General features: G+C 64.2%; 21 protein-coding genes. 2 read left to right on the plus strand and 19 right to left on the minus strand.

The window, feature by feature from the left end:
* Positions 1-10: 10 nt before the first annotated feature.
* From B4400_RS03850 to B4400_RS03885, 8 genes are all read right to left on the minus strand, one after another.
* Complete coding sequence (locus tag B4400_RS03850; RefSeq protein ID WP_502688374.1) at positions 11-517, minus strand: MarR family winged helix-turn-helix transcriptional regulator; 507 nt, start codon at positions 515-517, stop codon at positions 11-13.
* Positions 514-1,134, minus strand: a complete 621-nt coding sequence (locus B4400_RS03855; RefSeq protein ID WP_078308212.1) for a DJ-1/PfpI family protein — start codon at positions 1,132-1,134, stop codon at positions 514-516. The genes B4400_RS03850 and B4400_RS03855 overlap by 4 nt, the downstream gene beginning before the upstream one ends.
* Before the next feature lie 96 nt (positions 1,135-1,230).
* Positions 1,231-1,674: a nitroreductase/quinone reductase family protein gene (locus B4400_RS03860; protein ID WP_078308208.1), complete on the minus strand. Its 444-nt coding sequence runs from the start codon at positions 1,672-1,674 to the stop codon at positions 1,231-1,233.
* Between the two features lie 10 nt (positions 1,675-1,684).
* Positions 1,685-2,140, minus strand: coding sequence for a nitroreductase/quinone reductase family protein (locus B4400_RS03865; protein ID WP_078308204.1), 456 nt, complete (start codon positions 2,138-2,140; stop codon positions 1,685-1,687).
* A gap of 29 nt (positions 2,141-2,169) precedes the next feature.
* Positions 2,170-3,009: a thioesterase family protein gene (locus B4400_RS03870; RefSeq protein ID WP_078308202.1), complete on the minus strand. Its 840-nt coding sequence runs from the start codon at positions 3,007-3,009 to the stop codon at positions 2,170-2,172.
* A gap of 5 nt (positions 3,010-3,014) precedes the next feature.
* Positions 3,015-3,860 (minus strand): sugar phosphate isomerase/epimerase family protein, encoded by an 846-nt coding sequence (locus B4400_RS03875; protein WP_078308200.1) that lies wholly within the window; start codon positions 3,858-3,860, stop codon positions 3,015-3,017.
* Between the two features lie 16 nt (positions 3,861-3,876).
* Entirely contained in the window at positions 3,877-5,130 is a 1,254-nt protein-coding gene (locus B4400_RS03880; RefSeq protein ID WP_078308197.1) for an Rv0497 family membrane protein, read from the minus strand.
* Positions 5,131-5,196: 66 nt separating this feature from the next.
* Complete coding sequence (locus tag B4400_RS03885) at positions 5,197-6,144, minus strand: Ppx/GppA family phosphatase (RefSeq protein ID WP_078308194.1); 948 nt, start codon at positions 6,142-6,144, stop codon at positions 5,197-5,199.
* A gap of 34 nt (positions 6,145-6,178) precedes the next feature.
* Here B4400_RS03885 and B4400_RS03890 point away from each other — a divergent pair, with 34 nt between their 5' ends.
* The gene (locus tag B4400_RS03890; protein ID WP_078308532.1) at positions 6,179-6,994 is read left to right on the plus strand and encodes a DUF3109 family protein; all 816 of its coding nucleotides are present in this window, start codon (positions 6,179-6,181) and stop codon (positions 6,992-6,994) included.
* 3 nt (positions 6,995-6,997) lie between these two features.
* Here B4400_RS03890 and mca read toward each other — a convergent pair whose 3' ends face one another.
* From mca to B4400_RS03905, 3 genes are read right to left on the minus strand one after another with little or no spacing between them, the layout of a single operon-like run.
* On the minus strand, positions 6,998-7,867 hold the full coding sequence (gene mca, locus B4400_RS03895) for a mycothiol conjugate amidase Mca (protein ID WP_078308191.1): 870 nt from the start codon (positions 7,865-7,867) through the stop codon (positions 6,998-7,000).
* Between the two features lie 47 nt (positions 7,868-7,914).
* Complete coding sequence (locus tag B4400_RS03900; RefSeq protein ID WP_078308188.1) at positions 7,915-8,460, minus strand: SRPBCC family protein; 546 nt, start codon at positions 8,458-8,460, stop codon at positions 7,915-7,917.
* Positions 8,450-10,018 (minus strand): flavin-containing monooxygenase, encoded by a 1,569-nt coding sequence (locus B4400_RS03905; protein ID WP_078308531.1) that lies wholly within the window; start codon positions 10,016-10,018, stop codon positions 8,450-8,452. The genes B4400_RS03900 and B4400_RS03905 overlap by 11 nt, the downstream gene beginning before the upstream one ends.
* A 244-nt stretch (positions 10,019-10,262) precedes the next feature.
* On the opposite strand from B4400_RS03905, the gene B4400_RS03910 reads away from it, so the two are divergent.
* The gene (locus tag B4400_RS03910) at positions 10,263-11,057 is read left to right on the plus strand and encodes a class I SAM-dependent methyltransferase (RefSeq protein WP_078308185.1); all 795 of its coding nucleotides are present in this window, start codon (positions 10,263-10,265) and stop codon (positions 11,055-11,057) included.
* Between the two features lie 15 nt (positions 11,058-11,072).
* Here the strand turns inward: B4400_RS03910 and B4400_RS03915 are convergent, their stop codons facing one another.
* From B4400_RS03915 to B4400_RS03950, 8 genes are all read right to left on the minus strand, one after another.
* Positions 11,073-12,896, minus strand: coding sequence for an SDR family oxidoreductase (locus B4400_RS03915; protein WP_078308183.1), 1,824 nt, complete (start codon positions 12,894-12,896; stop codon positions 11,073-11,075).
* Between the two features lie 15 nt (positions 12,897-12,911).
* Entirely contained in the window at positions 12,912-13,982 is a 1,071-nt protein-coding gene (locus tag B4400_RS03920; RefSeq protein ID WP_078308180.1) for a PDR/VanB family oxidoreductase, read from the minus strand.
* A 53-nt stretch (positions 13,983-14,035) separates the two neighbouring features.
* Positions 14,036-14,920 (minus strand): metal-dependent hydrolase, encoded by an 885-nt coding sequence (locus B4400_RS03925; protein ID WP_078308177.1) that lies wholly within the window; start codon positions 14,918-14,920, stop codon positions 14,036-14,038.
* 4 nt (positions 14,921-14,924) lie between these two features.
* The gene (locus tag B4400_RS03930; RefSeq protein ID WP_078308174.1) at positions 14,925-15,875 is read right to left on the minus strand and encodes an SDR family NAD(P)-dependent oxidoreductase; all 951 of its coding nucleotides are present in this window, start codon (positions 15,873-15,875) and stop codon (positions 14,925-14,927) included.
* Between the two features lie 10 nt (positions 15,876-15,885).
* Positions 15,886-16,806, minus strand: a complete 921-nt coding sequence (locus B4400_RS03935; RefSeq protein WP_078308171.1) for an SDR family NAD(P)-dependent oxidoreductase — start codon at positions 16,804-16,806, stop codon at positions 15,886-15,888.
* On the minus strand, positions 16,803-18,374 hold the full coding sequence (locus B4400_RS03940) for a flavin-containing monooxygenase (RefSeq protein WP_078308168.1): 1,572 nt from the start codon (positions 18,372-18,374) through the stop codon (positions 16,803-16,805). The genes B4400_RS03935 and B4400_RS03940 overlap by 4 nt, the downstream gene beginning before the upstream one ends.
* Positions 18,375-18,403: 29 nt before the next feature.
* A complete protein-coding gene (locus B4400_RS03945; RefSeq protein ID WP_078308164.1) occupies positions 18,404-19,258 on the minus strand; it encodes a metal-dependent hydrolase in 855 nt (284 codons plus the stop codon).
* Positions 19,259-19,445: 187 nt separating this feature from the next.
* Positions 19,446-20,141 (minus strand): TetR/AcrR family transcriptional regulator, encoded by a 696-nt coding sequence (locus B4400_RS03950; RefSeq protein ID WP_078308160.1) that lies wholly within the window; start codon positions 20,139-20,141, stop codon positions 19,446-19,448.
* Positions 20,142-20,161 lie beyond the last annotated feature (20 nt).

Below are 20,161 nucleotides of genomic sequence, written 5' to 3' on the forward strand. Positions count from 1 at the left end.
CCGCAGGGCGTCACCGCGAGTCAGCCCCGAGACGCGCGATCAGCTGCCGCATGGTCCCCAGCGCATCCTCAAGTTGTTGGTCGTCGATCGAATCAGCAATCCGGTCAGCCCAGGGGCGTTGAGCCACGGCTATCCGGTGAACAGCCCAATTCCCCGCTTGCGTACAGGCCAGCATTTTGGCTCGACGGTGAGCCGGATTCGGCAGGTACTCGGCAAGACCCTTCTCGACGAGCAGGTCAGCCACACGAAGTACTCCCTGGCGGGTCATCCCCATGCGACGGGCGATGTCTGGCACAGCGCGCGGGCTGTCGAGAATGGCGCCGAGAACCTGCCACCATGCGGCGGTAATGTCGCCGTTCGCGGCGAGTTGTTGAGCCGCATCCAGGAACCGGGCATTGAGCCGGAAGGTCGCCAGGACAATCTCGCTCAGCAAGTCCCCGCCGTGCGTTCGCGCGGGCAGTTCAGGCCAATCTGGCGCAGGTACCCCTTCCGGAGGATGGCCGCGTATCTCGGTCACGACGCCTGCTGCACTCCGGCGAGCGTCGCGAAGGCCGCCAATTCTGCGCGGTCGAACAAGGCCTCGTAGGCGGCGAGTGTGGCTTCCGATGCCAATCCCAGGCGCCGCAAGACGGCGCACGCAAATTGGACGGGCGACTGGGGGCCAGCGGTGATTAGGTCTCCGTCCAGCACGGCACGCTCGTCGAGGTAGCGGGACCCACCGCGGTAACCGGTCGCTACGAGGTAGTCCGGCGCGGCGCTGGTGTGGTCGCGTTCGTCGAGTAAGCCGGCCCGAGCAAGCCCCGCAGTAGCCCCACAAATCGCGGCGACCGGTACCCCCGCCTCTAGGAAATGCTCTGCCGTAGTTATGAACTCGGCCCCGCCTCCGTCATCCCACATGTGCGCACCGCCGAGTATCAAGAGGTCGCTGGCCGCGACGTCGAGCTCAGACAACACTAGATCGGGAAGCACACGCAGGCCCCCCATCGTCGTCACGGGCAGGCGAGAAGCTGCGACGGTCACGACTCTCACCTTCGCCCGGGTGAAGCGGCCGGTTCTCAATTCGACAAGAAGGTGCCCGATCTCGGAGTCGGCCAGCCCGTCGTAGATGGCCACGTGAGCGACAGAAGGTGTCATTGACATGATGTTGTCAATACGACAGCATGCTGTCAATTTGGGATACCGTGGCGGCGCGACCAGCCACCACGAAACTCGCGGGCAGGCCCGCGGCGGTTACGCAGGTACGCAGATGATGACCGGGATCTCCCGGTCGGTGTTCTTCTGGTATCCCGCATACCCGGGGTTGGCCTTGACGATCGCCGGCCACAGCGCGGCCTTCTCCTCGGCAGAGGCGGTGTGCGCCGTGAAGGGACGCGCTACGTCGTCCACGGCGATCTCGACGGCCGGGTTCTTGACGAGGTTCTTGTACCAGGCCGGGTTCTCGGTGCCCCCACCGTAGGAGGCCACCAGCACCACCTTGTCGGGCTCATAGATCGGCGCGGTCAGCAGAGTGCCGCGGCGCTGTCCCGTCTTGCTACCGATGGTGTAGAGCTCCACCGGCTGCATGCCGAGCACCTTCTTGGGATACCGGCCGCCGGTGAGCGCGAGCACCGCCCGGTGTCCGTTCTCCAGGAACCATGCGCCGGTCCGGATTGCCCAATCAGGTTGTGTGCTCACAGAAATCTCCTTAAACCGGTTCACAGATGACGACGGGGATGTCCCGGGTGGTGCTGCGCTGATATCCCGCGTACGGGTTGCCGAATCCCCGGGTGATCTCCGGCCAGAGCGCAGCCTTCTCCTCGGGCGAGGCGGTGCGCGCCGTGTACGGCTTGGTCTGTCCGCGCACCGTGATCTCGACATTCGGATTGGCCACGAGATTCAGGTACCAGGCCGGGTGGTGCGAGGCGCCGCCGAGCGACGCGATCACGACAATCCGCTCCGGTGTGAAGATGGGCGAGCTCAACAAGGACGACCGGCGTTCACCGGATTTGCGCCCTATGGTGTGCAGCTCCAGCGTTGGCATGAACCCGAGCTTGTGCGGCCAGCGGCCGCCGGTCAGCTTCAACAAGGCGCGGTGCCCGTTCTCGAGCACCCAGGCGCCCCGCTCGGCGGCCCAGTCAGGCGTCTTCTGCTTGTCACCCATGGTCGGCACCCTCCAGTCGAGTAGCCCGATCAGTTTACCGGCACCATGGCGAGCTGGCGAGACTGCACCACCAGAGCACCCTCGGAGTCAATGACCGTGTGTTCGGAATCAAACCAGTGTTGGCCGATCTGGTTGGTACTGCACAACACTCGCAGCCAACCGTCCGAAGGCAGCGTACGAAGATACGTGGTCAGCTGCACGGTGGGCGCCCAGCCGAAGCGCCCCAGCGGGAAGGTCACCGGTACCGAGATATCGCCACAGACCAAGGCGAACAACCCGTCAGGCGCCATATCGCGCGGGCGTGCCCACAGCACGATCTCGGGCTTGCCCCGCTCGCTCAGGTCGCTCATCGAGCGCAGGGAGGGGCGCACGTCGATCCCGCCGAACAGATGGAAGATGTCCCCCATCGGATGGCCGGCGGCAATCGGGGCCACCCCGGGTGGCGGCTCGGCGGGCAGCTGAGTGAGCGCGGGCGGCAGGGCCGTCAGCAGGGGGCCCACATGCAGTTCAGGTGTGCCCAGCGTGACAACGGCGTGTACCGCGGTGCGTCCACCCTGGACGAGCTCCGCATCCACGAGGGAGATCTGCCTGCCCTGCTTACGGACGGACGTACGCACCTGCATGTCACCGGGAGAAGGGGCGAACAGGTAGCTCGCGCTGACGGCGATGGGCTCGCTCTCGCCCGCGGATGAGCCGCTTGCGCGAAGACCCTCAGCCAGCGTCTCTCGTGCAGCTCCCGCGAGCAGCGCGAGCATGACGCCGCCGTGCAGCTTGGGTCCGATGGTCCAGATGTCGTTTAGGTGCGCGTCAAACAGCCCGTCGCCCGCGGGCGTGAGAGACATTGCTTGCGCGAAGGGAGCATTAACCACGCCACCTATCGCACCAGATGGGTTCTGGCGAACTCCAGCGACTCCCTCAGAATCGTCTCGCGCTGGTCTTCGGTGCGCGCCGTCGAGGTGTGCACCTCCAGCACCACCTGTCCGGTGAAGTCGCCGGACGCCAGCTCCCGGCATACCTGCGCGACCGGCTGAGTTCCCTTGCCCGGCACCAGATGTTCATCGACGGACGCACCCGTGCCGTCGGTGAGATGCAGGTGCGTCAGCCCCGATCCCATCCGGCGCATCATCTCCACCGCGTCGGTCCCGGCGGTGGCGGTATGCGATAGATCGAGGGTGTAGTGGGCATGGTTGGCGTCGGTGGGGTCGAACGACGGCGCGAAGGCGGAGACTCCGATTCCGGGCCTGCCGCCGCGGCGCTTCATCCGTTCCACCGATGACTGCCCGGCACCGAACAGACGGTCGGCCCGCAGCGGGAACATGTTCTCCACCGCGACGTGTACGTCACTCGAATCCTCCAGCGAAGCAACCTGTTCGGCGAACCCTTCGGCGTACCGCCGCTGCCACCGAAATGGTGGGTGCACGACAACGGTCTTCGCACCCAATTTTTCGGCGGCCCGGACGCTGCGTTCCAGCTTCGGAATCGGGTTGGCACCCCAGACGCGCTGTGACACCAGTAGGCACGGGGCATGCACGGATAACACCGGCATGTCGTACTTGCGGGAGAGCTTCGCGACGGCGGCGACGTCCTGACTCACCGCCTCGGCCCACACCATGAGCTCGACACCGTCGTACCCGAGCCGGGCCGCGTACTCGAAAGCCGCTTCGGTTTTGAGTGGATATACCGAGGCCGTGGACAGACCAACCTTGATCGCAGGGCGCACGGTTGGATAACGCTACCTAATCCACCGACTGCAGCATGAGGACAAGCGGGCCGAACGCGATCAGAGCTCCCACCACGATCGCGATCAGAATGCTGGCCAGGTCGACTGTCTTGCGAATCACCCACAGCGAGGCGACCAGGATTGCGATGAACAACACACCCAGGATCAACGCGATGCCCTGGTTCCAGCTCCACAATTCCCGGAAGCCGAAGAAGAGGCCCGCGCCTACGGCCGCGGCCAGCAGGTACTGCGCGGCGATCCAGCTGCCCTGTAGATAGGTCTTGATCTTTTCCCGGCGGTCGGCCTTGGCTTCGGCGTCGGACTCGCCGGTGTCGGCCTCACCATCGGCGAACTGACTGGCCTCGGGTTCGGCCGGACCCCCGTGCGCGCCGACGAGCTCCTGCAGCTCGCGCTCCAGCTGGTAGTCGTTTTCTTCGCCCTCGAACTCGTCGTCCTCGACATCCTGCTCGGCGTCGTGTGAGGTCCATTCGACGGCGGGTGCGTGGGCGTACTGCTCGTACTCGTCGTCTTCTTCGTACTCCGCGTGGTCCGAAGACTGCACAGCCTCCACGGCCTCCACGTGCTCGTCTTCGTGAGTCTCCGGCTCGGCGACGACGGCCTGCGGCTGGGCGACAGGCTCGGGCTCTGGCTCCGGTGTGACGGGCTCGGGGCGAGACACCGGAGGGACGGGCACCACGGGCGCAGGCTGCGCCGTGGGTGGGGCGGGAGCGACCGCGGCGGGCTTCGGCGCGGGCGCCGGCTCAGCCGCGGGCGGTTCCTTGGGAATCGGGGAGATGACACCGGTGGCGTCGTTGAAGTCGATCGACTTGCGCGGTTCGCCGGGCCGGGCGACGGGCGTGGGGGTCGGCGGGAAGATGCTGCGAAGCGGCGACGCCATCGAGGAAGGCTGAGCCGGCGTCGCCGAAGCAGTGGTACCGCGACGCGCGGCCTCGTCGGCCATGCTGTCGCCGCCGAACAACGCATCCTCGTTGGAGCGCAGGTAGGAACGTGCTCCCGTTTCGGGCGTCTTGGGTATCTCGGGCGTCGTCGAGGTTTCCGCAGTAGGCGACGGCGCCGGATTGGGGCGCGCCCGTCCACCCTTCTTGTCACGGATGACGGGGATCTCGCCGGTCAGCTCGGCCACCGGGATCGCGTCGGCATTGCCCCGCATCCTGCGGCGGTGGCCGCTGATCTTGCCATCAGCGGCACCATTGCGTGCCAGCAGCTCGGCAACCGATACCGGCCGCTGCGTGTCGTCTGAGTCGGTCATGTCCTCTCCTACCGTCCGAGGCTGAATGTCGCCGGCGTCGCGGCTCCGAGGCCGTGTCGGACGGGTTCAGTCAACGAGTGCGGTGCCATCGGCTTCGCTATCCAGCTTGCGCAGAATTAGCCCTTCGCGCAGAGCCCACGGACAGATGTCGACCGCCTCTAGCGACAGAGCACGCATGCTTGCCTCCGCAACGAGTGCTCCGGCGACGATCTGAGGCGCCCTGTCGACACTGACTCCCTCCAACTCCGCACGGTCTGCGGTCGTCATTCGCGAGATGAACGCGATCAACTGGCGCAGTCCGCTTGCTGTAAGTGTCCTCTTAACTCGTGGTCCTGCGCCGGAAGGCGCCGCACCGGTGAGTCGCGCGAGCGACCGGAACGTTTTCGAGGACGCTACGGCCAGGTCGGGCACTCCGGCCGCCGCCATCTGTTTGGCGGCGTCCACCAGTTCCGATTCCAGCCAGTCACGCAGCATAGCGACGCGGCGTCGTCCCGGCGGATCTTCGGCCAACCACTCTCGGGTCAATCGTCCCGCGCCCAGGGGCAGGGACAACGCGATATCGGGTTCCTCGTCGACACCGCAGGACAGCTCCAGCGAGCCGCCGCCGATATCGAGGTTGATGATGCGTCCAGCGCTCCAGCCGTACCAGCGCCGCACCGCCAGGAAGGTCAGCCGCGACTCGTTGACACCGGAAAGCACGGCGAGATCCACGCCGGTTTCCTTCTTGACACGTGTCAGCACCTCATCGGAGTTGGTGGCGTCCCGAACGGCCGACGTGGCGAACGCCATGATCTCCGCGCAGCCGGAGCTGTGGGCAATCTTGGAGAACTCCTGGATGGTGTGCACCAGGCTGTCGGAGCCCTTGCGGGTGAGCTTGCCGGACTCATCGATGGCCTCCGCCAGACGCAGTGCCGCCTTGGTGGAACTCATGGGTGTGGGGTGTCCACCCCGTCGGGCATCGACCACCAACAGGTGCACTGTGTTGCTGCCGACATCCAGCACGCCTAATCGCACGCAGCACACGTTAGTGGGTCTACCGTTTACATCTGTGACGACGCTGCCAAAACAGCCCTTTGGACGTGACGCCTCCCTCGACGGCCAGGAGGTGGAGCTCGACTTCGCCCGCGAATGGGTGGAGTTCTACGACCCGGAGAATCCTGAGCATTTGATCAAGGCCGACATGACCTGGCTGCTATCACATTGGACCTGTGTGTTCGGCACTCCCGCCTGCCAGGGCACGGTTGCCGGACGGCCCGACGACGGTTGCTGCTCACACGGGGCGTTTCTCTCCGATGCCGACGATCGGGCGAAGCTCGACGACTCGGCGAAACAGCTCACCGATGAGGACTGGCAATTCCGGGAGAAGGGGCTGGGCCGCAAGGGCTACCTGGAGAAGGACGAGCTCGACGGGGAAAAGCAGTGGCGCACACGCAAGTACAAGGGTGCGTGCATCTTTCTGAACCGTCCCGGCTTCGCGGGCGGCATCGGCTGTGCCCTGCATTCCAAGGCCATCAAGCTGGGTGTCGAGCCGCTGACGATGAAGCCCGAGGTGTGCTGGCAGCTGCCGATTCGGCGGACGCAGGCATGGGTGGACCGGCCGGACGGTTCGCAGATCCTCAAGACGACGATTACCGAGTATGACCGTCGCGGCTGGGGTGAGGGCGGCGCCGACCTGCACTGGTACTGCACGGGAGACCCGGCCGCACACGTCGGCAAGAAGCAGGTGTGGCAGTCCTATGGCCCCGAGTTGACGGAACTTCTGGGCGAGAAGGCCTACGCAGAGCTCGCGGCGATGTGCAAGCGCCGCCGGGGGCTGGGACTGATCGCGGTGCATCCGGCGACTGTTGCCGCGGCACCCCACTAACGGTCAGAAACCGGCGAAGAGGTCGGTCTCGGGCGCGGTCGTCGCGATGCGGGTGCGTGCGAGTTCGAATTTCTCCGTGGGCCACAGCTGCTGTTGCCAGGTCCATGGCACCAGGAAGAACGGCCCGTTGGGATCGACTTGCGACGCATGCGCCCGCAAGGCCCTGTCACGTACAGAGAAGTAGTCGGCGCAGGGGACTTCGGTGGTCACCCGGCGTCCTCGCAGCCGCCGGGTCAGCAGGCTCACCCGCCGCACCCAACCGGGGACCGCGACATCGCCCGCTCGGGGATCCGCTGGGCCTGCGCTAGTTCTCCGGCGTGGGATACGGCCGATGATCCGCTCCATCCTTCCGGCGAGCTTCACCATTCCCGGTGTCACCCTGACAATTTCGTGGAAGTAATAGAGCTTGCCCACCTCTTCACACGCCTCGTACGCGGCGACCGCCAGCTGGTGGCAGCGAAGGTGATCGGGGTGTGGGTAGCCACCGCATTCGTTGTAGGTGATCATCACGTGCGGCCGGAAATGCCTGATCACCTCGACGAGGCGAGCCAGGGATTCGGCGAGCGGCACGCGGGCGAACCCGTCCTCGGGCAACAGACTGGAGTCGAGCTGCAGACCGGAGTCCATAAAACCCAGCCAGTGATGTTCAACCCCAAGAGTTTTCGCCGCGAGCGCCATCTCCTCACGACGCACATCCGTCAGATTTTCGTGAGTGCCCGGCAGATTCATTGCCGGGTTGAGGATGTCACCACGCTCCCCGCCGGTGGCCGTGACGACAAGAACCTCATGCCCCTCGGCCGCGTACTTGGCCAGGGTCGCCGCACCGCGGCTCGACTCGTCGTCGGGGTGGGCATGCACCGCCATCAACCGCATGTTTTCAGTGGAACACAACGCGAACGCGGGGGCACCCCCGGCCGGGATCAGCCGGTGCGCTGCGGACCGCGGACCGGCAGCTCACGCGCGAGACCACCCAGGCCGAACCAGAAGACGGGCTTGAGGATGGCGGCGACCGGGCGAATCACATACTGCGATCCCGGGATGTTCGTCAGGTATCGCGGCGCGCAGGCCAGTGTCCAGTCCACGGTGGACTTGCCGGGATCAGACTCCGGCACAACCCGATACTCCTCACACCACGACCCGAATACCGGCAGGGTGGCATCCAGCGCCGTGTACCGCATGACACGGGGGGCGTCGAAGTGAATGATCTGCTCGTGCTGGGCGAACACCATCCAGGAATGGATGTACATCTGGAAATCCCGCACGGTGCCTGCGGTCGGCGTGATGTCCTGCGGATACCGGCAACCCCAGACCGAGGGCAGCCACGACCACATACGGTCGCCCGACACCACCCGCCATACCTCCTCGGGAGGTGCGTCGAAAGTGCGCCGAACACGAGTCACGAACGGCGCGGTGGCGAAGAACTCCTCGACCCCGTCGAGCTCGACGGGGACTGCGTCAAATCGCATGTTCGATCTCCTTCACTGGGCTGTTGATGGACCTGAAATCGTAAGCACCCGAAGGGAATGCGACACTGCGCCGATATGACTGCAACACCGTCCACGGCCGCACATAGGGTGTGTCGCCCTGCGAGTTGATGAAGTAACTGTTCGACCCCGCGCAGTTCACCGTGAAGTACCGATTCAGGTTGGCGCCGCTGCGGGCGATGTTCGCCTGGAAGTCGTCCAGCGCCTCCTGCGTGACCTCGACCCAGGTGGCCCGTTTGGCACGGGCGAGCTTGAGGACGGCCTCGATGTGACGCATCGAGTTCTCCAGGATGTAGTGGAAGCTGGTTCCGGTCCACGAGTACGGACCGACCAGCATGAACCTGTTGGGAAGGCCCGGGACCGAGGTGCTTTGGTAGGCCTGCAGCCCGTTGTCGCGATAAAACTCTGCAAGGTCGAATCCCTTGGTCCCCAGCACAGTTCCCAGCCGATAGGTTTCCGGGTCCGAGAACATCTCGTACCCGGTGGCCAGCACCAGGACATCGACAGGACGTTCGGTACCCGTCTTGTCCACGATGCCCGTCGGGGTGATCCGCTCGATACCGTTCGACACCAGCGTCACGTTCGGCCGGTTAAAGGTCGGCAGGTAGTCCGCGCCCAGCGTGCCGCGCGTGCAGCCCGCCCCGAATCTCGGCCGCAGCTGCTCCCGAACCTCCGGATCATCCACCTTGTGCCGGAGCCAGCCCAGATACGCCCACAGCGCCACCTTGTCGAAGACCGCCGCACCCGCCCGGAACAACGGCTTGGGCGTGTAGATCAGAACGCGCAAGCCAAGTTCGATGCCCGCCAAGGCAATACCATTGACCGCGTTGGCGAACCTGCGCCCCGCCAATAGCCGCTGCAGCAGTTTCGGCAGCCGGAAATCCGGCTTCGGGAAGTACCACTGCGGGGTCCGCTGGTACACGTCGAGATGTTCCACCTCACCGGCAATGGCCGGAGCGATCTGCACGGTGGAACTTCCCACACCGACGATTCCGACGCGCTTTCCGCGCAGGTCCACGTCGTGTTGCCACCGAGACGGCACCTGGATCGGGCCGGTGAACGTGTCCAGTCCCGGGATATCGGGGGCCGTTCGCGGGTTGATGTACGCCCCGATCGCGCTGATCAGGAAACGCGACGAGATCACCCCACCGTCGGCGGTATGCACCTGCCACAGATGGTTGCCTTCATCGAACACCTCACGCTCAACACGTGTTCCGAATTTCGCATGCGCACGCAATCCGTGCTCGGCAACCAAATCCAGTGCGTACTGCTGTATTTCGGCGCCAGTGGCGAAGAAGCGCTGCCAGTCACCCTTCGGCGCGAAGGTGAACTGATAGGCGACAACCGGTATGTCGGCGCCGACCCCGGGGTACGTGTTGCGCAACCACGTGCCACCGAAGTCCTCGTCCCGATCGATGATGACGAAGTTCTCGACACCGATCTCAAGCAACTTGATGGCCGCGCAGATGCCACCCAGCCCGGCACCGATGATCGCGACCTCATAGTCGGGTTCGTCATACAGACCCATGGCGGGTTCCATGGTTCGTTTCACGGCACGTTCCTTCCCTTTGCCTGCGGCATTTCCGTCCGAGCGATCGCGGCGGGATATGCCCGCCACACACGAGACGCCCACCCGGCCGCCCAAATATTTAATAGACTGACATGCCATTCACTAAATGACAAGGGCAGCCCACGCCCCCGTGCTGCACAAACTCGCACATCGCAGGCCTATGCGTGACATTAAGTATCCAGTACTATCCGTTTCACTAATCTGGAATCAACCGATGTGCACTGGAGGGACCGTGGTCAACCTGCCGGATCCGAAGCTCGCCGAGACGTTCGTGGATCCCACCCGGATCGAGCACCCACCCGAGCGCAAGCACGGCTATCTCGATGTCCTCGGCCCCGAAAGCGACGAGCCGGTTTCCCTGGCCAACCGATTCATGCAGAGCCCCCTGCTGGCCGCGATCTACGAGCGTGCCTGGCGGCCGATGTTCACTCGAGGATTCAGCTACGGCGGTAAGAGCACCCTCAAGGCCCACACCGCACTGATGGAGGAGATCGCCGGGCGTGGTGATCTCAAAATCCTCGACGTCGCCTGCGGTCCCGGCCTTTACACCCGTGAGCTGGCCGCGCAGCTCGGCCGCGACGGTGCGTGTATCGGTCTGGATCTGTCCGGCCCCATGCTGCGGCGGGCGGTGCGCGACAACTCCGCAGAACATGTGGATTACATACGCGGGAGCGCGCACGCACTGCCCTTCGCCGATGCTGCATTCGACACGGTGGTGTGCCTCGCTGCGCTGTACCTGATCCCCGATCCCGAACAGGCCGTACGAGAACTGTGCCGAGTGGCCGGGCCAAGCGGACAGATCGTGATCTTCACGTCGCTGCGGACCCCAGCGGCATCGCTACCGGGGGTCACCGGGGCGATGCGTATCGGCGGCTTCCGCGCGTTCGGGCGCGAAGAAGTCACCGGCTGGCTGCGCGCCCAGGGATGGACCAGCATCGACCAAACCCTCACCGGACAAGGGCAATTCATCCGCGCCCGCCGCGAGGCCGCCCTCCGAGTCGCGACCTAGCGGCGGACCGGTCCCCTACTTCTTGCTGGGTACCAGCTTGATCAGGTCGGTCATGCCCGCCTTCGATGCGAAGTAGCGCGTGAGCCCGGGCGCCAATCGGTTGTTGAGGTACTGCAGCCGCGCCTCGGGTGTCACGGGTACAACCTGCTTGTTCTTGCGCACCGCGGAGACGATCTGGCGCGCCACCTTGTCGGGGCCGTAGCGACGCATCGCGTACGCCTTGTCGCCTGCCTGTTGCATACGCGCCTCTTCCGCCGCATCCACACCCGAAATCTTGGTATTAGCAACAATATTGGTGTGTACCACGCCCGGGCAGATGGTGGTGACACCGATGTTGTGCGCCGCAAGGTCGGCGCGCAGGCAATCGGAGAACATAAACACCGCGGACTTACTTGTCGAGTACGCGGTAAAGGCCTTCTGCGGGCTGTAGGCAGCCATGCTGGAGAGGTTGACAATATGGCCGCCGAGCCCGCGCTCGGCCATCTTCGCACCAAAGGCCCTGCTGCCGTTGACCACTCCGAACAGGTTGATCTCGATGACGCGGCGGAATTCTTCCGAAGGCGTGTCCAGGAATCCGCCCGCGGCGCCGACGCCGGCGTTGTTCACCAGGATGTCGGGCACGCCATGGAGCGCGACGACCTCCTCGGCATGCGCGTTGACGGCTTCCTCGTCTGCGACATTGAGCCGGTATGCGTGTGCCACACCGCCTGCCTGCTCGATAAGCGCGACAGTCTCATTGGCGCCGTCGAGGTTCACGTCGGAGAGCACCACCTCGGCGCCCTGCCGGGCGAACTCGAGGGCGGTCTCCCTGCCGATACCGCTGCCCCCTCCGGTAATGACCACCAGCTGATCCTCAAACGGCTTGCGACTCTTGCCCATTTCTGCCCTCCGTAGTGCACGGTTGGGCTCCTTGCCCGATACCGCGTCGATGAGTTCGGTAGCCGCGGCCGCGAGCACATGCGGGTGGGAGAAGGGCAACCAGTGGCCACCGTCGAGCACCCGCCGCCACGTCTGCTGGTTCCATTTCAGCTCGTCGTCGTAGTTCGATTGACGCACCGCCGGGTCACGGGTGCCGACGATGACCTGTACGGGTACGCCGGTGTGCCGGTCCTGTGGATGCAGCATCGCCGGCAGCGCGTTGGCGCGGTACACCCGCAATGTCTTGGTGATATCGCTCATGAAGGTCGGCCCCAGGTGAATCTGCTCCACGGGTGCACCCTCTGCGAGGGATAAACCAGCGCGCCAACGGTTTTCATTCATGGTGAGCTTGAGTAGAACGTTCGGGATGACGGGAGTCATGGATCCGAACATGTACAGCAAGGAGCCGATCTGCCCCAGTGCCAGTGCGACGTTCTTCGGTGTTGGATTGCCGAGCCGAGATCGCACCCACCGGCTCATGTGATGCGCCGAGGGCCCGGACACGGAGGTGAATGAGGAAAATCGGTGTTCCAGGCCGGGATCGCAGATGGCCTCCCACATCGCGACACTGCCCCAGTCGTGGCCGAGGACGTGTACGGGCTTATCCGGGCTCACCGCGTCGGCCACGGCTACGTAGTCGCTGGCCATCTCGGCGAGCCGGAAGCCGCGGAAGCTCTTGGGGTTGGAACTCTTTCCCGCACCACGATTGTCAATCGCGACCAATCGGAAACGGTCTCTGAGCAACGACGCGACTCCGTCCCAGAGATGATGCGAATCCGGCCACCCGTGCACCAGCAGAATGGTTTCCCCGTCGGGGTTGCCCTGAACGAAGTAGGCGACGTCGATATCGCCGTTGCGCACCACATGCTCGGTGACACCGTCGTTCGTCACTCCATCTTCACGCTCTGTCGTGAGAGTCATCCCATATCTCCATTCTCAGATGTCCAGTACCAAGCGCCCGCCGTCGGCACGAGAGACGCATAGGAGCATCTGGCCTTCGGCGCGCTGTGTTTCGGTCAAGAGGGTGTCGCGGTGATCGGGGTTTCCCGCGAGCACCTTGACCTTGCAGGTGCCGCAGAAGCCCTGCCGGCACGAGTGCTGCGTACCAGGTCTGGCCGCGAGAACCGCCTCGAGCGCACTGCGCTCCGCACCCACATCCAGCACCGGGCCGCCCGCACCCAGCTGTACCTGGAAAGGCACCCCGTTTTCGATCGGCGGTGCCGAGAATCGCTCGAAATGCAGTTCTATGCCTGGGTATTCGGCGACCGCGTCGCGAATCACCCTCAACATCGGCCCCGGTCCACAGCAGTACACCGCGAGATCGGGGTGCAACGGCGGCAGCAGATCGCCGGGTGTGGGCAGCCCGTCCTCATCGTCGGTACGGATGGTGATCCGTTCGCCATAGCGGGCCAGCTCATCGCGGAACGGGATGGACTCCCTACTGCGCCCGGTGTACGTCATCGTCCACGGCAGCCCCAGATCCGTAGCGACCGCCAGCATGGGCAGGATCGGTGTGATGCCGATTCCCCCCGCGACAAAATGGAACTGGCGGGTCCCGGCGTTCAGATGTCCGGTGGCCGCGAAAGGGAAGGCGTTCCGCGGCCCCGTGACCCCCAGGGTGTCACCGATACGCACGCCGTCGTGCAGTTCGATTGATCCCCCGTTGCCACTGGGTATGCGTCGCACCGCAATCCGGTACCGGTACCGGTCACGCGGGTCACCGCACAACGAGTACTGACGCACCGCCCCCGAAGGCAACGTGACATCCAGATGCGCACCCGGCCGCCACCTCGGCAGCTCGCCTCCACCCGCGGCGACGAGCGTGAAGGCCACGACATCCTGGTCGGCGGCGACCACGGAGCGGTCCCGTACCACCAGATTCAGCGACCGGTTCACCCATCGGGGTTGACGGACGGGACCCAGCAGGGGGCTCAGCCGCAGCACGGCAGGCAGCGTTTTGCCCAACGCCGCGACGGCCGTCGGACCCACGACGTCCAGAACCTTCATGCCCCAGCCGAGAGGGTGGCGGCCCATCGGGGCCGCCACCGGAAGGGCTCGCGTCATGCCGCGGCCGCGGCTTTGGCCGCCGGAGACTTGGCCAGATAGGCAACCGCCTGCGCGGTGTCCCCGATGGATTCCGGAGTGAATCCGGGCCGCAGGAAGCTCCTGAAACCCTCCCCCAGGACGCTCCATCTCAACGTGGCACCGCGCTTCATCGCCCTGTTGGTCTCACGCAGCCATTGCGCCAGACTCATCTTCGGCAGATCCGGGTCGGCACGGGCGAGCAGCCAGCTGAGAAAGACCAGACCCACCGGGATGGTCGCGCAGGAGCCGATAAAGTACGCCATCATCCGGGGGCGCCCAACCCCGAGGTGACGAGCAAGATCCCAAGCGACGCTGCGGTGTTCGACTTCCTCCGCTCCGTGCCAGCGGAACATGTCGGTGATCACGGGGTCGGCGCCATACTTCTCGAAGTCGTGGTTGAGCAGCCAGTCGCCCGCAGTCGCGGTCAGGTGCTCGATGCCCGCGATAATGGCGATACCTTCCACCATCACCCGGTAGCGCACCTTGGGCGGGAGCCGGTCCGTCTGCTGCCTGAAGGTCGCGAGCATACGGTCGGTCAGGTCGTGCAGCGGCTGTGCGTCGATACCATGCTGACCGAAGTACTCCAGCAGCGCTTTGTCGTGCGTATCGGAATGCAACTGCTCCTGGCCGATAAAGCCGATGACCGCCTCGCGTAACGTCGCATCCTTGATGTGCGGCAGTGCCCTGCCGAACACGTCGACGAAGAACAACTCGCCGGCAGGCAGCATGAAGTTCAGCGCCGATAGTGCGTGCGAGGCCACCGGCTCATCCGGTATCCATTGCAGGGGCGAGCCAGAGAAGTCGAACGTGACGTTGCGGGCGTGCAGCGCAACGTCACCGATATCTGCCGTGTCGTTCATCTGCCTACCTCCTTGCTGCCGTGGGCTTTCGGTCCACCTCGACGCCACCTTGACGCGGAAGCAGATTCAGATCATCCAGCTTGCCGAGCGCCCAGGCACCCCACCGTTCGGCCCGCTCGATCGAGAACGCCTGTGTGGTACGGCGGTTGATTCCCGGAGCGACTCGGCCCAGCACATATCCGAGCCATGCCTCGGTGCGCACCGGCACCACCGCAAGGTCGTACTTCACCGCGCGTGTCACGGCGCGTGCCACCAAGTCCGGGCTCATCGGGGAGAAGGGCAGACCGGCCGCGAACTCCTGTACCCGGAGCATGATCTCCTTGCCCCGATCGACCATCTCCTGGTCGACGCCCACGGTTATTCCGTTAAGCCCAATATTGGTGTTGATGAATCCGGGACAAATCGCACTGACTCCAACCCCTTTCGGCCCCAACTCCAACCGCAGACATTCGGTGAGCATCTTCACACCGGCCTTGGATACCGAGTACGGCGCCATCACCGGAGTCGGTGTGAAGGCCGCTGCCGAGGCGATGTTGACGATATGCCCACTGCCCCGTTCGACCATCTGCTCACCGAACACCCGGCACCCATGCACCACCCCCATGAGGTTCACCGACAGCAATCTGTCCCAGTCGGCCGGGCTGAGCTTCAGAAACGGCCCGCCTAAGGCGATTCCCGCGTTGTTGACCAGCACATCCGCCACGCCATGATCGGCGAGCACGTCCCGCGCGAAGATTTCCCACTGGTCCGGATCGGTGACATCCAGCTGCACCGCGGATGCGGTGTGGCCGTCGGCGCGGATCATTGCCGTCGTGGCCCGTGCGGAGTCAAGGTCCATATCCGAGACGACTACGTGGGCACCGTTTTTTGCGAACCGAATGGCGGTGGCCCGGCCGATGCCGCTGCCGGCCCCGGTCACCACCACCAGCTGGGGCTCGAGGTTATTGAGTTTCACCGTGATCTCCCTACCGCACGCTATCGACAAGAACCGGAGCCTGAGGCTCGCTGCGTTTGGCCACCGCACGCCCGCCCAGACGCTCGAATCTGTCGAGACCGAAGGGAGCCATGAGTCGTCTGTTCACCGCCGGGAACGCCCGCGACAGGAAATACCCCAGCCATGACTCGAACTTCACCGGAACCACCACAAGATCCAGACGAACCGCGCGGGTGACGGCCCTTGCGACCAGATTGGGGCTCATCGGTGTCCAGGGCAGCTTCTCCGTGATCTCACGTACCCGCCGCATACTCCGCTGGCTTGCATCGATGATTTCCTGGTCGATCCCCACCATGGTGCCGTGAATACCGATGTTGGTATTGATGAATCCGGGGCACACCGCACTCACCCCAACGCCCTTGGGCCCCAATTCGAGACGCAGACACTCCGTCAGCATCTTCACACCGGCCTTGGATACCGAGTACGGCGCCATCACCGCTGTCGGCGTATATGCCGCTGCCGAGGCGATGTTGACGATATGGCCTCCGCCGCGGGCGACCATCTGTTCACCGAACACCCGGCACCCGTGCACCACACCCATCAAGTTCACCGACAGCTGTTTGTCCCAGTCCGCGGCGCTCAGTTTGAGGAACGGACCGCTGACCACCATCCCGGCGTTGTTCACCAGCACATCCGGGACGCCGTATTCGATGGACACGTAGCGGGCGACGTCGGCCCAATGGTCGGGATCGGTGACGTCAAGCTGCACCGCCGATGCGTTACGCCCCTCGGCGTGGATCAAGTCCACCGTTTCATTGGCCGTGTCCAGATCCAGGTCGGTAACCACCACGTAGGCACCGCGTTGGGCGAACCGGATCGCGGTCGCCCGGCCGATGCCGCTACCCGCACCGGTCACCACCACCAGGCGAGGCTCCAGCGAGTTGTTTCTCATGCGCTCTCCCCGGCGATCGATGCCACGGTCTCGGGAACCACCGAGCCCGATGAGTATCGGTACACATCGAGGTTGTAATGACGGTTCTGCCAATACATCTCGCCATGTGTCGTCGGCCGGAACGGCGAGTCACCATGCTGATCCAGGTAGTACGTGTTAGACCCGGCGCACACATCGGTGAACAGGAAGTTCTTCTCCTGGCGCTTCAAGCATTTCTGGAAGTATTCGTCGTGGACATCCTGCCGGATCTCGCAGACCGTGGCCCCACGACGCTTGGTCTCGGCGATGGCTCGCGCCAGGTGAGCGGATGTCGCCTCGATCATCCACAGATAGGACCCCAACACGAATCCATACGGTCCGGTGATGGAGAACATGTTCGGGTAGCCGGGCACCGAAACCCCTTGGTAGGACTGGAATCGGTGCTTGTCCCAGAACTCGCCGAGATCCCGCCCGCCGCGCCCGAGCACAGGAAACGGTGGCACCGAGCCCTTATCCCACAGCTTGAATCCCGTCGCACAGATCAGCACATCAACCTCATGCTCGACGCCGTCAACAGTGCGCACGCCGTGGGGCGTCACGCACTCGATCGATTCGGTGATCAAGCTGACGTCATCCCGGTTGAACGTCTTGAGGTACTCGTTCGACATCGATGGACGCTTGCAGCCCAATCCGTATTGGGGGATCAACTTCTCCCGAATCACAGGATCGTCGACCTGTTTGCGCATCCACCGACGCATCGGCGCCTCGCCGGCGCGGCGCGCCGCGTTGATCAGCCACGCCGGACCTGCCACCTGACCGCTCATGGCGAGCTCGATGCCGACCGTCGCAACCGAGCGGATGACGGAGCGAATCCGCCTATTTCCCAGAATCATCCGGCCCAGCGGACTTATTTCGAGGTCGAATTTTGGACCCACCCAGATTGGTGTGCGCTGAAACACCGTGAGGTGGCGAGTGTCGTCGACGATAGCGGGAACCAGCTGCAGTGACGTTGCCCCGGTTCCAATCACCGCGACGCGCCTACCCGCAAGCGCCACATCGTGGTCCCATAGCGCGGTATGCAGAAGTGTTCCACCGAAGTCGTCGACGCCCGGAATGTCGGGCATCTTCGGGCGTTCCAGGCCGCCGACCGCCATCACGCAGTATCGCGCGGTAATCTCCCTGCCGCCATCGGTGATTAACCGCCACAGACTGTTTCGCTCGTCGAACTCCGCGCGAACAATGCTGGTGCCCAACCGCAGCTTCTCGCGCAGCCCGTACTTGTCCACCATGAAATCGGCATAATGCTGCAACTCATCGCCCGGCGCGAACAGACGCGACCAGTCACCGCGCTGCTCATAGGAAAAGCTGTACACCACCGACGGGATGTCGACCGCCACCCCGGGATAGGTGTTAGCGTGCCAGGTGCCCCCCACCTGGTCCCATTTGTCGATGATGACGAAATCGTGGATACCTTTGCGTTGCAGCGCAATACCGGTTCCGATTCCGCCGAAGCCGGCGCCGATCACCGCCACCTCGTGATCGGGTTGTTCCAGCTCAGCCGTCGTTGAATGCCGTGCGGCAGTGCTCACGGTTCGCGTCTCCTTTGACGTGTCGCGGGCTATTTGAGGTGATCGACGAGAATGCCCTTGCTACCGAAAAGCTCTTGCTGCCAACGGTCCAGCAGCTCCTCGGTATCGATGTCATCCGGATGGAAGCCGGGCCGCAGATACTTGCGTACATCGCCCACGATTCCCTTGAACAGTGGTCCGGCAAAAAGCCCCCGGGCTTCGCGCAGCAGCCGAAGTGGCTGGCGCCGCGCAACCGGGTCGGAGAGCAGGGAACCGGCGAGAACGCCCAGCGTCAGCGGAGGGACGACAGTCATCGCGACGAGCATCAGACCGATCCGCATCGTCTCGGTACCGCCGACCGCCCGATACACGTCGAATGCCACCGACTTGTGCTCGAGTTCCTCCAGGGCGTGCCAGTTGAGCAGATGCCACACTTCCGGATCGCCCGGGATGGCCTGCACTTCCTCGCTCCCGAGAGTCCGCTCGGCAAGGATCGCGGTCATGTGCTCAGCCATTGCCGTGAAGGCCAGGTGCGCACGGGCGGGAAGCATGTTCTCGAACCGGATCAACCGGTCAACCTGCTTCGGCGAATCCCACCACGCGATGGGGTAACCCAATTCGATCAGCTTCTCGTTGACCCGGCGATGCTCTTGTCCGTGTACCGACTCCTGTCCAATGAATCCCGCGACACGCTTCTTGAGCACCGGATCAGTGATCTGCTCGGAGAACCTACGCACCGAACGGATGAATCCCTCTTCGCCGGGCGGGAAGCCGCCGGAGAGTCCAGCGACGAAATGGCTGTAGACGATGTCGTTTTCCACGAAGTACTTGTTCGCGTTGCCGTCATCACCGAAACGGAATCGGATCCGCCGGGTCTTGGGGTACGCCGCAGCTGGACTTGCCATTTCACCACTCCCTTGTGACGGAAAGTTACTAGTACTTGAAGTACTACCTTCAGTACACCATAAGACGACGGCAGCGCGAGGCGCAATACACCGCGGCGGGTGACATGGATCGAAGAGATCACCGGGTGGCCGGCGAGCGACCTAGGACGACGACAAAAGAAGGCACCCCACCAGGCAGGGCCTGAAGTTAGTCGGTGGGCAAGACGATGGGGTCGTCCGGATGCAGCTCGACACCACGAGCCTTGGCGGATGCCGCCAGCCCGCCCCACACATAGACCACCAGCTCATCGACAAGCATTTCCTTGCTGATGACCGGCTCATCGAACCAGCGCAGGACGGCAATACCGGTGGAGGCCAGCATCGCGTCGATCACATACTCGATGTGATCGGCATTGCCACCGCGAGAACTGAAAATCGAGCCCACCAGCTGCGCAATGGCGTCAGACAGCGGCCGCCCACTCTCGATGAGCGATGTCGCATTCGCGTACTGGACACTCAGGAGAAAGCGCACCAGGTTGGGCTGCTCATCGACGAGGTCGACGTAACCGGCCATCCCCGAGCGGAAAAGCTCAAGCAGGCTCAGGGACAGGTCGATGTTCGACACCACCCGCTCGACAACCAACTCCTGAACGCGCATCGCCACCGCGGCGAAGAGGGCTTCCTTGTCGGCGAAGAAGCGGTACAGCTTGGGCCGGGAGATACCCGCGGACTTGAGGACGTCGTCGATCGAGAGATCCGGACCGAGCTCGTCGATGGCCTTCAGGGTGGCTTCCACGAGTTCCGCGCGAACCTTCGCACGATGCTCACGCCACCGGTCGACGCGCGCATCACCGGTCAGCTCAGGAAGGCCGCGATCGGGATACACCTGCGTTGACACGCCCACATCGTAGACCGACTACCTGG

The sequence above is a fragment of the Mycobacterium sp. D16Q13 genome (assembly GCF_002013375.1).
Classification (GTDB): domain Bacteria; phylum Actinomycetota; class Actinomycetes; order Mycobacteriales; family Mycobacteriaceae; genus Mycobacterium.

Coding starts and splice junctions, on each gene's coding strand:
- B4400_RS03855 (WP_078308212.1), bottom strand. CDS start 1,134: ATGACACCTTCTGTCGCTCACGTGGCCATCTACGACGGGCTGGCCGAC.
- B4400_RS03865 (WP_078308204.1), bottom strand. CDS start 2,140: ATGGGTGACAAGCAGAAGACGCCTGACTGGGCCGCCGAGCGGGGCGCC.
- B4400_RS03880 (WP_078308197.1), bottom strand. CDS start 5,130: ATGACCGACTCAGACGACACGCAGCGGCCGGTATCGGTTGCCGAGCTG.
- mca (WP_078308191.1), bottom strand. CDS start 7,867: ATGCGGTTGATGGCGGTGCATGCCCACCCCGACGACGAGTCGAGCCGC.
- B4400_RS03900 (WP_078308188.1), bottom strand. CDS start 8,460: ATGCGATTTGACGCAGTCCCCGTCGAGCTCGACGGGGTCGAGGAGTTC.
- B4400_RS03905 (WP_078308531.1), bottom strand. CDS start 10,018: ATGGAACCCGCCATGGGTCTGTATGACGAACCCGACTATGAGGTCGCG.
- B4400_RS03910 (WP_078308185.1), top strand. CDS start 10,263: ATGTGCACTGGAGGGACCGTGGTCAACCTGCCGGATCCGAAGCTCGCC.
- B4400_RS03915 (WP_078308183.1), bottom strand. CDS start 12,896: ATGACTCTCACGACAGAGCGTGAAGATGGAGTGACGAACGACGGTGTC.
- B4400_RS03920 (WP_078308180.1), bottom strand. CDS start 13,982: ATGAAGGTTCTGGACGTCGTGGGTCCGACGGCCGTCGCGGCGTTGGGC.
- B4400_RS03925 (WP_078308177.1), bottom strand. CDS start 14,920: ATGAACGACACGGCAGATATCGGTGACGTTGCGCTGCACGCCCGCAAC.
- B4400_RS03935 (WP_078308171.1), bottom strand. CDS start 16,806: ATGAGAAACAACTCGCTGGAGCCTCGCCTGGTGGTGGTGACCGGTGCG.
- B4400_RS03945 (WP_078308164.1), bottom strand. CDS start 19,258: ATGGCAAGTCCAGCTGCGGCGTACCCCAAGACCCGGCGGATCCGATTC.